We start from the raw sequence: 14,435 nt of genomic DNA on the forward strand, positions 1-14,435 counted from the left end.
GGCACCTGGTTTTCCTCAGGCCCGGCGACGCGCCTTCACCTCGTCGACGAAGGCGGACCAGGCCGCGGCCCCGAACATGAGCGCGGGCCCGTGGGGGCGCTTGCTGTCACGGACGGGGAGGACGCCGGGGACGCCGTCAGCGACCTCGACGCAGTCGCCGCCCTGCCCGTTGCTGTAGCTGGACTTGCGCCAAGCGGCGGCGTCGCACGCGGGCCGGGAGTCGGGGGTCACAGTACTTCTCCTCAATGATGGAGCGGATCAAGTCGACAGACGCCTGGGGCGAGAGGGCCAGTGCCTGCAAGTGATCAAGCGCCAGCGCGAACTCCGCCACCGTTCCAGGATGCTCCACGAGTTCGCCGGAGAAGGCACTCTCGACATACGCCACGTCAGGTTGCGCGGAGAAGGACAGGACCGTGGTGGACCCGCCCAGCAACGGGTGGTCTCCCTGGTCGAGCTCTAGCACCTGCAGTACCACGCTATGCAGGTCGGATACAGCGATCAAGTGCTCGAGCTGCTGCTTCATCGCGTCCGGAGTTCCCAACGGCCGCCGCAGTACCGCCTCGTCCAGAATGGCCCACAACACGGGGGCCGTCTCCGCGCCGAGTATCGCCTGACGGGCCAGTCGCGCGGTCAGCAGCTTCTCCAGAGCGGCACCGACGCTTGGGCGCGACCCGGCGAGCAGGGCTCTCGCATACGCCTCCGTCTGCAACAGCCCAGGGACGGTCTGGGCCTGGTATTTGCGGATCTTGGCGGCCTGAGGTTCCAGGTTCACGTATCGCTGCGCCCAGTCAGGAATCGGCGTCCGCACCACGTGCCGCCACAGGTCCATCAGCTCACCGTCGGCCTTGACCAGCCGGTCCAATGCCTCGGCCACATCCGGAACCGGTGTCTCGTTGCCCAGTTCGAACTGCGCGATGCGGCTGTGCGCGATCGGGACCCTGTCCCCCAGCTCCCGCTGGGTCCAGCCCGCTCTGGTCCGGAACTTCCGGAGCATCGCCCCGTAGAGCGCCGCGAGTGACTGCGCCGGGTCGAGCTTCTTCGGTGCGGGCACGACGATCCCCGTTTTCACTCGGCACCTCGAAAACGACTACACCTGGTGATCGTAGCGATACGGACCGATGCTCAGTGGTGGAACAACTCAAGCTCGACCCACCAAGGAGTACCGCCCGTGCACACAGCTCAAGGCAGGACCGGCAGCACTGCCGCAGAACGGATCAGGGAAGCCGAGACGGCGAGGGAGGACTTGTGGCACGCACTCACCGCAGTGGGGGTGACGCTGCCTTCGCTGGGCCTGGACGCAGCCTCGCTCGCCGCGCGGGAACCGACACCGCTGGTCGAGTTGGGACGCTGCAACCTGGAGACGGCGCGTCGGCTGACCGCGGCCCTGCACCGGCGCCCCGAGTGAGCGGCGTCGTGGAACAGGCACCGGACCCGCAGCCCGAGGAAGCGGACCGGGAGGCGGACCCGGTCACGGAAGCGGCGGCCGGCGAGCAGCGCCGTGCGGAGCTGCTCGCCAAGGTCCGCGAGGCCAACAAGTGGAGTGCCGGCAGGCCCGTCTGACCCCCGCTCCCTGCCGGTGACGTATCACCTGGCAGTGGCTCCCGGCAGGGAGCGGGCCCTACGGAGTACAGGAGAGACCATGCGGCGGCCCGCTGTCCAGGCCCGGCGTGGAGCTCAGTGGTTGCGGGGGAAGCCCAGGTCCACGCCGGCCGGGGTGTCCGCCGGGTCGGGCCAGCGGGTGGTGACGACCTTGCCCCGGGTGTAGAAGTGCACGCCGTCGTTGCCGTAGACGTGGTGGTCGCCGAAGAGGGAGTCCTTCCAGCCGCCGAAGGAGTGGTAGCCCACCGGGACCGGGATCGGCACGTTGACGCCGACCATGCCGGCCTCGATCTCCAGCTGGAAGCGGCGGGCCGCGCCGCCGTCGCGGGTGAAGATCGCGGTGCCGTTGCCGAACGGTGAGGCGTTCATGAGGGCGACGCCCTCCTCGTACGTGTCCACGCGCAGCACGCACAGCACCGGGCCGAAGATCTCGTCCCGGTAGGCGTCGGAGTCCGTGGAGACGTTGTCCAGGAGGGACAGGCCGATCCAGTGGCCGCCCTCGTAGCCCTCGACCGTGAAGTCCGTGCCGTCCAGCACCACGTCCGCGCCCTGGGCGGCGGCGCCCTTGACGTACGAGGCGACCTTGTCGCGGTGGGCGGCCGTGATCAGCGGGCCCATCTCGGAGGCGGGGTCGGTGCCGGGGCCGATGGTGATCTTCCCGGCGCGCTCCTTGATCCGGGCGACCAGGGCGTCGGCGACCGAACGGACGGCGATGACCGCCGAGATCGCCATGCAGCGCTCACCGGCGGAACCGTACGCGGCGGAGACCGCGGCGTCGGCGGCGGCGTCCAGATCGGCGTCCGGGAGGACCAGCATGTGGTTCTTCGCGCCGCCGAGCGCCTGGACGCGCTTGCCGTGCGCGGAGGCGGTGGCGTGGATGTGGCGGGCGATCGGGGTGGAGCCGACGAAGGAGACGGCGGCGACGTCGGGGTGGGCGAGCAGCACGTCCACGGCGACCCTGTCCCCGTGCAGGACGTTCAGTACGCCGTCGGGCAGGCCCGCCTCGGCGGCCAGCTCGGCCAGCAGGTTGGCGGCCGAGGGGTCCTTCTCGCTGGGCTTCAGGACGAAGGTGTTGCCGCAGGCGACGGCCAGCGGGAACATCCACATCGGCACCATGGCCGGGAAGTTGAACGGGGTGATGCCCGCGACCACGCCGAGCGGCTGCCGGATCGAGGACACGTCGACCCGGCTGGAGACCTCGGTGGACAGCTCGCCCTTGAGCTGGGTGGTGATCCCGCACGCGAGCTCGACGATCTCCAGGCCGCGGGCGACCTCGCCGAGGGCGTCGGAGTGCACCTTGCCGTGCTCGGCGGTGATGAGCGCGGCGATCTCGTCGCGGTGGGCGTCCAGCAGGGCGCGGTAGCGGAAGAGGACCGCGGTTCGGGCGGAGAGCGAGGAGGTGCCCCAGGTCGCGTACGCGTCCTTCGCGGCGGCGACCGCCGCGTCCACCTCGCCCGGGGAGGCGAGGGCGACCTGGGTGGTGACGGCACCGGTCGCCGGGTCGGTGACGGGGCCGTAGTTGCCCGACGTGCCCTCGACGGACTTGCCACCGATCCAGTGGTTGAGGGTCTTCATGGCTGGGCTCCTTCGATGAGTGGCGGCGGTTCGGGGTGCGCGTCGCGGTTCACAGGTGGTGGCGCCGGGCCGCGACCTGCCGGTCGTACTCTTTCCTGGCCTCGGCCGCCGGCGGCCGGTGCGCGGTCTCGGCCACGGGCACATCCCACCACGCCTGGGCCGGAGGTGGCCCCGACTCCGCGTCCGCCGTCGCGGTCTCGACGTGGACACAGGTGGGGCGGTCCGCGCCGCGCGCCTCGGCCAGGGCCTCACGCAGGTCGCGCACGGAGCGGGCCCGCAGGACCCGCATGCCGAGCGAGGCGGCGTTGGCGGCGAGGTCGACGGGGAGCGGCAGGCCCGTGTAGCCGCCGTCCTGGTCCCGGTAGCGGTAGGCCGTGCCGAAGCGTTCAGCGCCCACGGACTCGGAGAGGCCGCCGATGGAGGCGTACCCGTGGTTCTGGAGGACGACCAGCTTGACGGGCAGGGATTCCTGGACGGCGGTGACGATCTCGGTGGGGTTCATCAGGTACGTGCCGTCGCCGACCAGCGCCCAGACGGGGCGGCCGGGTGCGGCGAGCTGGACGCCGAGGGCGGCCGGGATCTCGTAGCCCATGCAGGAGTAGCCGTACTCGACGTGGTACTGGCGCGGGGAGCGGGCCCGCCACAGCTTGTGCAGGTCGCCGGGGAGCGAACCGGCCGCGTTGACGAGGATGTCGTCGTCGGTGACCAGGGCGTCCAGCAGGCCGAGTACCTGGGCCTGGGTGGGGCGGGCGTCCTCGTCGGGGGCGGCGAACGCGGCGTCCACGCGCCGCTCCCAGCGGTCCTTGGCTTCGGTGTACTCCGTCTCGTAGGCGGCGTCCACCCGGTACGCGCGTGAGGCGAGGGCGGCGCCGAGCTCCTCCAGGCAGGTGCGGGCGTCGCCGACGAGGGGCAGGGCGGCGAGCTTGTGGGCGTCGAAGCCGGTGACGTTGAGGTTGAGGAAGCGGACGGCCGGGGCGGCGAAGAGGGTGCCGGAGGCGGTGGTGAAGTCGGTGTAGCGGGTGCCGACGCCGATCACCAGGTCCGCGTCGCGGGCCAGGTCGTCGGCGGTGGCGGTGCCGGTGTGCCCGATGCCGCCGACGTCGGCCGGGTGGTCGTGGCGCAGCGAACCCTTGCCGGCCTGGGTGGAGGCGACGGGGATGCGGGTGGCGGCGGCGAACGCGGCGAGGGTCTCCTCGGCGGCGCTGTGGTGGACACCGCCGCCCGCGACGACCAGGGGGCGGCGGGCGGCGCGCACGGCCCGGACCGCCTGTTCCAGTTCGTACGGGTCGGGGGCGGGCCTGCGGACGTGCCAGACCCGCTCGGCGAAGAACTCCGCCGGCCAGTCGTACGCCTCGGCCTGGACGTCCTGCGGCAGGGCGAGCGTGACCGCGCCGGTGGCCGCCGGGTCGGCGAGCGTGCGCATGGCCTGGAGCGCGGCCGGGATCAGCGCCGCGGGGCGGGTGATCCGGTCGAAGTAGCGGGAGACCGGGCGCAGGCAGTCGTTGACCGACATGTCGCCGGTGTGGGGCACTTCGAGCTGCTGGAGCACGGGGTCGGCGGGCCGGGCCGCGAAGGTGTCGCCGGGCAGCAGCAGGACCGGGAGGTGGTTGACGGTGGCGAGGGCGGCGCCGGTGACGAGGTTGGTGGCGCCGGGGCCGATGGAGGTGGTGACGGCGTGCGCGGAGAGGCGGCCGGACTGGCGGGCGTATCCGACGGCGGCGTGGACCATGGCCTGTTCGCTGCGGCCCTGGAAGTAGGGCATGGCGGGGCCCGCCTCGACGAGTGCCTGGCCGACGCCCGCGACGTTGCCGTGGCCGAAGATGCCCCAGGTGGCCCCGATCAGCCGTCGGCGGCGGCCGTCGCGCTCGGTGTACTGCCGGGCCAGGAAGGTGATCAGGGCCTGGGCGGTGGTGAGCCTGCGGGTGGACGCGGGTGAGGGGGTGCGCGACGGGTCGGTCACCGGGTGGCCTCCGGGTCCTGGGGCGGGGTCGAGCGGCCGGTCGTGCCGGGCGGCGGGCCGTACAGCGGCAGGCGTGGGTCGACGGGCAGGCCGGGCCAGGTGTCGCGGATCCAGCGGTGGTCGGGGTGGTCGCGGATCAGCCACGCGCGCTCCTCGCCGGGGCCCGCCATGACGTTCAGGTAGTAGAGGGTGCGGCCGGGCGGGGCGATGGACGGGCCGTGCCAGCCGTCGGGGATCAGGACGGCGTCCCCGGTGGCGACTTCGGCCAGGACGTCCGTGCCGTCCGCGCGGGACGGCGACACCCGGTGGTAGCCCAGGCCGTCGTCCTCGACCTCGAAGTAGTAGATCTCCTCCAGCTCGCACTCGACGCCGGGGAGGTGCTCGTCGTGCTTGTGCGGCGGGTACGAGGACCAGTTGCCGCCGGGGGTCAGCACCTCGACGGCGATGAGCCGGTCGCAGGCGAAGGTGTCGGCGGCCGCGAAGTTGTTGACCTGCCGTGAGCAGGTCCCCGCGCCGCGCAGCTCCACCGGTACCTCCGGCGCGGGGCCGTAGCGAGCGGGGAGTCGTCGCTCGCACTTCGCTCCTGCCAGGGCGAAGCGGCCTCCTGCGCCGGAGGCGATCTGGGCGCGGGTGTCACGGGGCAGATAGGCGAAATCGGACACGGCGCTGAACACGTCTTCCCTGCCCAGCAGTTCGAAGTCGACACCTGCCGCCTGCACCGTACAGCCACCGGCCAGCGGCAGGACGATCCATTCGCTGTCGCCGGTCTCCAGGGTATGGACACCGCCGGGTGCGAGCTCCAGGACACGCAGGCTCGACCGGTCCCAGCCCGCGGTCCCGGGGTGGATGTCGAGGGTGTAGGGGCCGCTCGCCGCCCGGCCGGCCGGCAGGTGGTACCGCTGCTGATCGTCGCGCGTCGTCATGCCTTCTCCCTACCCCTTCCGCGTCCCGTGGCCGCTCGTCCTGGTGCCGGGTCCCGCGCTCACAGCAGTCCGACGGCCGTGTCGACGGCGGCGGCCACGTCCCCGTCGGCCGGATAGAGCAGCGAGCGCCCGACGACCAGCCCCCGGACGGTCGGCAGCCGCAGCGCGGTGCGCCACTTCTCGTACGCCTGGTCCAGGTCGCCTCCGACCTCGCCGCCGAGCAGGACCGCGGGCAGGGTCGAGGCCCGCATCACCCGGGCCATGTCGTCGGGGTCGTCGGTGACGGGGACCTTGAGCCAGGTGTAGGCGGAGGTGCCGCCGAGGCCGGAGGCGACGGCGATCGAGGTGGCGACGGCCTCGGGTGTCAGGTCGGTGCGCAGTCCGCCGTCGTCTGTACGGCGGCAGAGGAACGGCTCGACGAACACCGGCAGCCGGAGGGCGGCCATCTCGTCCACGGTGCGGGCGGCGGTGTGCAGGGTCTCCAGCGAGCCGGGGTCGCCGTGGTCGATCCTCAGCAGGAGCTTCCCCGCGTCGAAGCGCCGGCGGAAGAGGTCGGCGGGGCGGTGGCCGGTGAAGCGGTCGTCGAGCTCGAAGGCGGCCCCGGCGAGGCCGCCGCGGTTCATGGACCCGAGGACGACCTTGCCCTCCAGGGCGCCGAGCAACAGCAGGTCCTCCAGGACGTCGGCTCCGGCCAGCACACCGTCGACCCCGGGGCGGGAGAGCGCCAGCCGGAGCCGGCGCAGCAGGTCGAAGCGGTCGGCCATGGCGTAGGCGTCGTCGCCGACGGCCAGCGCGCCGCGCGCCGGATGGTCGGCGGCGATGATCATCAGCCGCCCGGAGGATCCGAGGAGAGGCCGCCTGCTGCGGGCCTCGGCGGCCTCGGCGACGGCTTCGGGGCGGTGGGCCCGGAGCCGGACGAGGTCGCCGACGCTCTCGGCGGCGGGCGCGCTCACCGGACGGTCCCGGACGGGCCCGTCGCACGGGCCGGCGCCGCCGCCTCCGGCACGGCACCGTCGGCGAGGGCCTGTTCGACCTCGTGGGGGAAGGGCATCGCCGAGGAACAGGCGAGGCGGGAGGCGACGATGGCGCCGGCCGCGTTGGCGTACCGCATGACGCGTGCCGTGTCCCAGCCGGCGAGCAGCCCGTGGCACAGGGCGCCGCCGAACGCGTCCCCGGCGCCCAGCCCGTTGACCACGTCCACCGGCAGGGGCGGGATCTCGGCCGAGGTGCCGTCCCGGTGGACGGCGAGGACACCGGCGGGCCCCTGTTTGACGACGGCGAGCTCCACACCGGCGGCCAGCAGGGCGCGGGCGGCGGCGTACGGTTCGCGCTCGCCGGTGGCGATCTCGCACTCGTCGACGTTGCCGACGGCGATCGTGGCGTGGCCGAGCGCCTCGCGGTAATGGGCGGGCGCCGAGGAGGCGGGGCCGTCGGCGTCGCTCCCCCCGCCCCAGAACACGGGGCGCCAGTCCAGGTCGAAGACGGTGGCCCGCGGGGTCGCGCCGCCCGGTGCCGCGCTGCGGGCGCGGAGGGCGGTGAGGGTCGCGGTGCGGCTGGGTTCGGCGCACAGTCCGGTGCCGGTCATCCAGAAGACGCGGGCCTCGCGCACGGCGTCCAGGTCGAGTTCGCCCCCGCGGATCTCCAGGTCGGGCGCCTTGGGCTGCCGGTAGAAGTAGAGGGGGAAGTCGTCCGGCGGGAAGATCTCGCAGAAGGTGACCGGCGTCGGGTACTCCGCGACGGGGGTCACCCACCGGTCGTCCACACCGAACTCCGCCAGGGCGTGGTGGAGGTAGTCGCCGAAGGGATCGCGGCCGGTCCGGGTGATCACGGCGACGCGTCGGCCCAGTCTGGCCGCGGCCACGGCGACGTTGGCCGGTGAACCGCCGAGGAACTTCCCGAAGGTCTCGACGCGGGCCAGCGGTACACCGGTCTGCAACGGGTAGATGTCCACACCGATCCGGCCCATGGTGATCACGTCGTACGGCTCAGGCATACACATCCCTTCGACTGGCCCCAGGTCTAGCCCTACCCAGGAACCCTGTCAACACTTTGTCCGGACATTCGGAGGAACCCTTGACACCCCCTCAAGAGGCCAGGAAAGTGGGCGATATGACCTCCTTCGCACCGTCTCCGGTCGGCATCCGCATCGGCTCGGCACCCGATTCGTGGGGGGTGTGGTTCCCCGACGACCCGCGACAGGTGCCCTGGGAACGCTTCCTGGACGAGGTCTCGGAGGCGGGCTACGAGTGGATCGAGCTCGGCCCGTACGGCTACCTGCCGACCGACCCCGCGCGGCTCCGGGACGAGACCGCCCGGCGGGGTCTCGCCGTCTCGGCGGGGACCGTCTTCACGGGATTGCACCACGGCCCTGACGTCTGGGACCGGACCTGGGCACATGTCGCCGACAACGCGGCACTCACCCAGGCCATGGGCGCCGGGCACCTGGTGGTCATCCCGTCGTTCTGGCGGGACGACAGGACGGGCGAGGTGCTGGAGGACCGTACGCTCACGGCTGCGCAGTGGCGCGACCTCACGACGCAGACGGAGCGGCTGGCCCGCGAGGTGCGGGACCGCTACGGGCTGCGGATCGTGGTGCACCCGCACGCGGACACGCACATCGACGGCGAGGAGAACGTCAACCGCTTCCTCGACGCCACCGACCCGGATCTGGTCTCGCTCTGCCTCGACACCGGCCATTACGCGTACTGCGGCGGCGACAGCGTGAAGCTGATCGAGACGTACGGCGAGCGCGTCGGCTATCTGCACCTCAAGCAGGTCGATCCCGTGGTCCTCGCCGATGTCGTCGCGCACGGCGTGCCGTTCGGGCCGGCGGTGGCGCGCGGGGTGATGTGCGAGCCGCCCGGCGGGGTACCCCCGCTGGAACCGGTCCTGGACGCCGCACGCGCCCTGGGCAAGGACCTGTTCGCCATCGTCGAGCAGGACATGTACCCCTGCCCGCCCGACCGGCCGCTGCCCATCGCCCGCCGCACCCGCGCGTTCCTCCGGACCTGCGGCCCCGCCCGCCCCACCGCCTGACCCTCCGGTCCCGCCTTTCCCTCCCGACGCGCCCGCTCCTCTCCCGGCTCCCCCACCCCTCCCGTCACTCCGCGCACAGCTGCCCCGCCCGTCACGCACGTGTCACGCATGTGCGCATTCCGTCGGGTTTGTGTCACAGGCTTGCGACGGCCCCTGCCCGTCCGACGGCCCCCTCGTTCAACGGAACAGAGAACACGGTGTACAGGGCACGGAGGTACGGAGAGGTGTCATCCATGACGGACAGGAAGCTCTGGTCGTACCAGGACATTGCCGCGCACATCGAGGTCCAGCCGGACACCGTCCGCTCGTACCGGAAGCACGGCCTGCTGCCGGCACCCGACGCCGTCCGGCACGGGAAGCCCTACTGGTACGAGGACACGGTCCACGCCTGGATCGCGTCCCGGCCGAGCAACCGGGGCCGGTGACGCACGCCCTCCCGCGAACGGCCGCCCGGGGCGACGACATACGACATTGATACCCCCTAGGGGTATAGTATGGACGTAGTGAGGGCACACCGGCCTTTCCGGTGACCCCTCGCGCCCGTCCCTGTGTGCCCGCGAAGAGGAGAACACCATGACCGCCGAGACCGAGACCGCCCCGACCGCCGGCTCCTGCTGCTCGTCCACCGGCTCCTGCCACGACGGGGCGGCGGACGCCCCGGCCGACGGCGTCACCACGGTGTACGAGGTGACGGGCATGACCTGCGGCCACTGCGAGGGCGCCGTGTCCGAGGAGATCTCCGGGCTGGAGGGCGTCACCTCCGTCACGGCCGAGGCGTCGAGCGGCCGGGTGACCGTCACCTCCGCGGCCGCGCTGCCCGAGGAGGCCGTGCGTGCCGCGGTCGACGAGGCCGGCTACGAGCTCGTGGGCCGGGCCTGAGGGAGCCGGGCCCGGGTACCCCGGCCCCCGGCGGCACGGCCCCCTCCCGGGCCCGCACCCCTTCCCCCCCACCCGCCGGGCCGGTTCCGTCATCGGGAGATCCGCGCGAGCGGACGCCGGTGAGGAGGCGGCCCGGACCGCGTCCACCCCAGGAGTCCGGACATGGCAGGCACCACCACAGCCGACGCCCCGACGGCGGAGACCTCCGAGGCGGAGCTGACGATCGGCGGGATGACCTGCGCCTCGTGCGCGGCCCGCGTCGAGAAGAAGCTCAACCGCATGGACGGCGTCACCGCCGCCACCGTCAACTACGCGACCGAGAAGGCCCGCGTGCGGTTCGCCGCCGGGACGACGCTCGACGACCTCGTCGCCACCGTCGAACGGACCGGCTACACCGCGCAACCCGTCCCCCGGGCGGCACCCGCACCACCGCCGGCCGCCCCGGGGACCCGCGCCGACACGACGGCGTCCCGCGCGAGCACCCCCGGCGAGGAGGCCGGTGCCGCCGAGGACGACCGCACCACCGCCCAGGACGCCGCCGACCGCGGCGCCGCCGGCGCGCTGGCGGCGCTGCGGCAGCGCCTGCTGGTCTCCGTGGCGCTCGCCGTGCCGGTGGTCCTGATGGCCATGGTCCCCGTCCTCCAGTTCGACAACTGGCAGTGGCTCTCCCTCACGCTCGCCGCCCCCGTGGTCGTCTGGGGCGGACTGCCCTTCCACCGCGCCACCTGGACGAACCTCAAGCACGGCGCGGCGACGATGGACACCCTGGTGTCGGTCGGCACCCTCGCCGCGTTCGGCTGGTCGGTGTGGGCGCTCTTCCTCGGCGACGCGGGGATGGCGGGGATGCGGCACGGGTTCGAGGCCACCGTCTCCCGCTCGGACCCCTCCTCCACCATCTACCTGGAGGTCGCCGCCGGAGTCATCACCTTCATCCTGCTGGGCCGCTACCTGGAGGCCCGGTCCAAGCGCCGGGCCGGTTCCGCCCTGCGCGCCCTGATGCACCTGGGCGCCAAGGACGTCACGGTCCTGCGCGACGGCAGGGAGGTGCGCGTCCCGGTGGGCCGGCTCGCCGTCGGGGACCACTTCGTCGTCCGGCCCGGCGAGAAGATCGCCACGGACGGCACCGTCGTCGAGGGGTCATCGGCCGTGGACGCCTCGATGCTCACCGGGGAGTCCGTACCCGTGGACACCGCCCCCGGTGACTTCGTCGCCGGTGCCACGCTCAACGTCTCGGGCCGGCTGGTCGTCGAGGCTGCCCGGGTCGGAGCGGACACCCAGCTGGCCCGGATGGCGAAGCTCGTCGAGGACGCCCAGAGCGGCAAGGCCGCCGCCCAGCGCCTCGCGGACCGCGTCTCCGCCGTCTTCGTGCCCGTCGTGCTGCTGATCGCCCTGGGCACGCTGGTCACATGGCTGCTCGTCACCGACGACGTCACCGCGTCGTTCACCGCGGCGGTCGCCGTACTGATCATCGCCTGCCCCTGCGCCCTCGGACTCGCCACGCCCACCGCCCTGATGGTCGGCACCGGGCGCGGCGCCCAGCTGGGCATCCTCATCAAGGGCCCCGAGGTCCTGGAGACCACGCGCCGGGCGGACACGGTCGTCCTCGACAAGACGGGCACGATCACCACCGGCCGCATGACCCTCGGCGCCGTGCACACCGCGGCCGGTACGAGCGAGGCAGACGTCCTGCGCCTCGCGGGCGCCCTGGAGCACGCCTCCGAGCACCCGATCGCCCAGGCCGTCGCCGCCGGGGCCGCCGACCGCATCGCCGGGGAGCTGCCCGCACCCGGGTCGTTCACCAACGTCCCCGGCCTCGGGGTACGCGGGACGGTCGAGGGCCACGAGGTGCTGGCCGGCCGGCCCAAGCTGCTCGCCGACGCGGGGATCGGCCTGCCGCCCTCCCTGTCCGACGCGATGACGGACGCCGCGGCCCAGGGGCGCACCGCGATCGCGGTCGCCTGGGACGGCACGGCCAGGGGGGTGCTGGAGGTCGCCGACGCGGTGAAGGACAGCAGCGCGGACGCCGTCGCGGAGCTGCGCGCCCTGGGGCTGCGGCCGATCCTGCTCACCGGCGACAACCAGGCCGTCGCGGACGCCGTGGCCCGCGCGGTCGGGATCGACGAGGTCTACGCGGAGGTCATGCCCGAGGACAAGGTGGACGTCGTCCGGCGCCTCCAGGCCGAGGGCCGGTCGGTGGCGATGGTCGGTGACGGGGTCAACGACGCGGCGGCGCTGGCCGTGGCCGATCTGGGTCTGTCGATGGGCACAGGGACGGACGCGGCGATCGAAGCGGGCGACCTGACGCTGGTTCGTGGAGATCTCAAGGTGGCCGCTGACGCCATCCGGCTGTCGAGGCGTACGCTGTCGACCATCAGAAGCAACCTCTTCTGGGCCTTCGGCTACAACGTGGCCGCACTGCCTCTGGCTGCGTTCGGGCTGCTCAGCCCCATGATCGCGGGTGCGGCGATGGCGTTTTCGTCGGTATTCGTCGTGACGAACAGCCTACGGCTGCGCTCCTTCACATAATTACTACAAAGAGACTTAGATCACACCGATTCGAGGGTAACCATCCGGTGGGTTGGTGAGTCTAAGAGTGCGATGCCAAGGATGTCTTGGGGGACGTCCGGCGGAGTGTCTTGGGGGACGCTCCGGGCAAGCGTTGGCCGGGGCACGTGCACCGGGGAGCTTTGAGCGGCCCTCCCGTGCGTACGTACCCCGGCAGATCGCACAGCGGGACCGAACTGAATACGCGCCATCGCAGGACACCTGGGAGCCTCGGCTCCCTCGCAGACGCCCGGCCGGATCCCGTGGGGGGAATCCGCTCCGGGATATGGGAAGCGCCCTGTCCGTCGACCCGTGGGGGGATCGGCGGGCGGGGCGCTTCTCGCGTGGTGCGGCCCTGCCGGCAGCCGTGGCCGACCTGCCCGGAACGCCGAATCGCCCCGGACACCGCACTCCATGGGCGAGCGCGGTACGCGGGGCGAAGGCAGTGGACCCTCAGGGCCCGGTGGTCCCGGCGGGCCGGAACCGGCGGTCGGGCCTCAGCGGCTCTCGACGGGGACGAAGTCGCGCAGGACCTCGCCGGTGTAGATCTGGCGCGGGCGGCCGATGCGGGAACCCGGCTCCTTGATCATCTCGTGCCACTGAGCGATCCAGCCGGGGAGGCGGCCGAGCGCGAAGAGCACGGTGAACATCTCGGTCGGGAAGCCCATGGCCCGGTAGATCAGGCCCGTGTAGAAGTCCACGTTGGGGTAGAGGTTGCGCGAGACGAAGTAGTCGTCGGAGAGCGCGTGCTCCTCCAGCTTGAGCGCGATGTCCAGCAGCTCGTCGGACTTGCCGAGCGAGGAGAGGACGTCGTGGGCCGCGGCCTTGATGATCTTGGCGCGCGGGTCGAAGGACTTGTACACCCGGTGGCCGAAGCCCATCAGGCGGACGCCGTCCTCCTTGTTCTTGACCTTCTGGATGAAGGAGTCGACGTCGCCGCCGTTGGCCTGGATGCCTTCCAGCATCTCCAGCACCGACTGGTTGGCGCCACCGTGCAGCGGGCCCCACAGCGCCGAGATGCCGGCGGAGATGGAGGCGAACATGTTGGCCTGCGAGGAGCCGACCAGACGCACGGTGGAGGTCGAACAGTTCTGCTCGTGGTCCGCGTGCAGGATGAGCAGCTTCTCGAGCGCCGAGACGACGATCGGGTCCGGCACGTACTCCTGGGCCGGGACCGAGAAGGTCATGCGCAGGAAGTTCTCGACGTAACCGAGGTCGTTGCGCGGGTAGACGAACGGGTGACCGATCGACTTCTTGTACGCGTACGCGGCGATCGTCGGGAGCTTGGCCAGCAGCCGGATCGTCGAGAGGTGACGCTGCTCCTCGTCGAACGGGTTGTGGCTGTCCTGGTAGAACGTGGACAGCGCGCTGACGACCGAGGACAGCATGGCCATCGGGTGGGCGTCGCGCGGGAAGCCGTCGAAGAAGCGCTTGACGTCCTCGTGCAGCAGCGTGTGCTGGGTGATCTCGTTCTTGAAGGCCGACAGCTCGTCGACCTTGGGAAGGTCGCCGTTGATCAGCGTGTAGGCGACCTCGAGGAACGTCGAGCTCTCCGCGAGCTGCTCGATCGGGTAGCCGCGGTAGCGCAGGATGCCCTGTTCGCCGTCGAGATAGGTGATGGCGGATTTATAGGCGGCGGTGTTGCCGTATCCGCTGTCCAGCGTGACCAGGCCCGTATTGGCCCGGAGCTTCCCGATGTCGAAGCCCTTGTCGCCGACGGTGCTGTCGATCACCGGGTAGGTGTACTCGTCATCGCCGTACCGCAGTACTACAGCGTTGTTGGTGTGCTCGCTCACGTCATCCCTCACCGACGTAGTGCCTCTTCTTCGAGGTGCCCTGACTGTCTCCACCCTCCCCCATTTGGCTCAGGAGAGTGCACTCGGGGTCGTCCATTGGACCTACCGACGGCACTGAGTGCC

The 14,435-nt window shown here is 72.0% G+C and carries 14 protein-coding genes; 6 read left to right on the forward strand and 8 right to left on the reverse strand.

What is annotated here, in order from left to right:
• Window positions 1-15: 15 nt before the first annotated feature.
• Both SACTE_RS33095 and SACTE_RS10665 read right to left on the reverse strand, forming a co-directional pair.
• Complete coding sequence (locus SACTE_RS33095; protein ID WP_078492613.1) at window positions 16-231, reverse strand: DUF397 domain-containing protein; 216 nt, start codon at window positions 229-231, stop codon at window positions 16-18.
• Window positions 137-1,069, reverse strand: a complete 933-nt coding sequence (locus SACTE_RS10665) for a helix-turn-helix transcriptional regulator (protein ID WP_014046040.1) — start codon at window positions 1,067-1,069, stop codon at window positions 137-139. Before SACTE_RS10665 ends, SACTE_RS33095 begins: the two co-directional genes overlap by 95 nt.
• A 99-nt stretch (window positions 1,070-1,168) precedes the next feature.
• On the opposite strand from SACTE_RS10665, the gene SACTE_RS10670 reads away from it, so the two are divergent.
• On the forward strand, window positions 1,169-1,405 hold the full coding sequence (locus SACTE_RS10670) for a hypothetical protein (RefSeq protein WP_014046041.1): 237 nt from the start codon (window positions 1,169-1,171) through the stop codon (window positions 1,403-1,405).
• An 8-nt stretch (window positions 1,406-1,413) separates the two neighbouring features.
• On the forward strand, window positions 1,414-1,560 hold the full coding sequence (locus SACTE_RS34380; RefSeq protein WP_019993754.1) for a hypothetical protein: 147 nt from the start codon (window positions 1,414-1,416) through the stop codon (window positions 1,558-1,560).
• Between the two features lie 114 nt (window positions 1,561-1,674).
• Here SACTE_RS34380 and SACTE_RS10675 read toward each other — a convergent pair whose 3' ends face one another.
• The 5 genes from SACTE_RS10675 to iolC are packed head-to-tail and all read right to left on the reverse strand — an operon-like array spanning window position 1,675 to window position 8,050.
• Window positions 1,675-3,174 (reverse strand): CoA-acylating methylmalonate-semialdehyde dehydrogenase, encoded by a 1,500-nt coding sequence (locus SACTE_RS10675; RefSeq protein ID WP_014046043.1) that lies wholly within the window; start codon window positions 3,172-3,174, stop codon window positions 1,675-1,677.
• A gap of 49 nt (window positions 3,175-3,223) precedes the next feature.
• Window positions 3,224-5,134: a 3D-(3,5/4)-trihydroxycyclohexane-1,2-dione acylhydrolase (decyclizing) gene (iolD, locus tag SACTE_RS10680; protein WP_014046044.1), complete on the reverse strand. Its 1,911-nt coding sequence runs from the start codon at window positions 5,132-5,134 to the stop codon at window positions 3,224-3,226.
• A complete protein-coding gene (gene iolB / locus SACTE_RS10685) occupies window positions 5,131-6,057 on the reverse strand; it encodes a 5-deoxy-glucuronate isomerase (protein WP_014046045.1) in 927 nt (308 codons plus the stop codon). The genes iolD and iolB overlap by 4 nt, the downstream gene beginning before the upstream one ends.
• Window positions 6,058-6,116: 59 nt before the next feature.
• Window positions 6,117-7,010 carry a hypothetical protein gene (locus SACTE_RS10690; protein WP_014046046.1) on the reverse strand — a complete coding sequence of 298 codons (894 nt, stop codon included), beginning with the start codon at window positions 7,008-7,010 and terminating at the stop codon, window positions 6,117-6,119.
• Window positions 7,007-8,050: a 5-dehydro-2-deoxygluconokinase gene (gene iolC, locus SACTE_RS10695; RefSeq protein WP_014046047.1), complete on the reverse strand. Its 1,044-nt coding sequence runs from the start codon at window positions 8,048-8,050 to the stop codon at window positions 7,007-7,009. The genes SACTE_RS10690 and iolC overlap by 4 nt, the downstream gene beginning before the upstream one ends.
• Before the next feature lie 116 nt (window positions 8,051-8,166).
• On the opposite strand from iolC, the gene SACTE_RS10700 reads away from it, so the two are divergent.
• The 4 genes from SACTE_RS10700 to SACTE_RS10715 all read left to right on the forward strand — a co-directional run bounded on the left by SACTE_RS10700 (window position 8,167) and on the right by SACTE_RS10715 (window position 12,498).
• On the forward strand, window positions 8,167-9,093 hold the full coding sequence (locus tag SACTE_RS10700; protein ID WP_014046048.1) for a sugar phosphate isomerase/epimerase: 927 nt from the start codon (window positions 8,167-8,169) through the stop codon (window positions 9,091-9,093).
• A 233-nt stretch (window positions 9,094-9,326) separates the two neighbouring features.
• Complete coding sequence (locus tag SACTE_RS10705) at window positions 9,327-9,518, forward strand: hypothetical protein (RefSeq protein ID WP_014046049.1); 192 nt, start codon at window positions 9,327-9,329, stop codon at window positions 9,516-9,518.
• A 148-nt stretch (window positions 9,519-9,666) separates the two neighbouring features.
• The gene (locus SACTE_RS10710) at window positions 9,667-9,972 is read left to right on the forward strand and encodes a heavy-metal-associated domain-containing protein (protein WP_014046050.1); all 306 of its coding nucleotides are present in this window, start codon (window positions 9,667-9,669) and stop codon (window positions 9,970-9,972) included.
• A 162-nt stretch (window positions 9,973-10,134) separates the two neighbouring features.
• A complete protein-coding gene (locus SACTE_RS10715; RefSeq protein WP_014046051.1) occupies window positions 10,135-12,498 on the forward strand; it encodes a heavy metal translocating P-type ATPase in 2,364 nt (787 codons plus the stop codon).
• 515 nt (window positions 12,499-13,013) lie between these two features.
• Here the strand turns inward: SACTE_RS10715 and SACTE_RS10720 are convergent.
• Window positions 13,014-14,312, reverse strand: coding sequence for a citrate synthase (locus SACTE_RS10720; protein ID WP_014046052.1), 1,299 nt, complete (start codon window positions 14,310-14,312; stop codon window positions 13,014-13,016).
• Window positions 14,313-14,435 lie beyond the last annotated feature (123 nt).

Origin of the sequence: Streptomyces sp. SirexAA-E (genome assembly GCF_000177195.2) — a bacterium.
In the GTDB taxonomy this organism is placed as follows: domain Bacteria; phylum Actinomycetota; class Actinomycetes; order Streptomycetales; family Streptomycetaceae; genus Streptomyces; species Streptomyces flavovirens.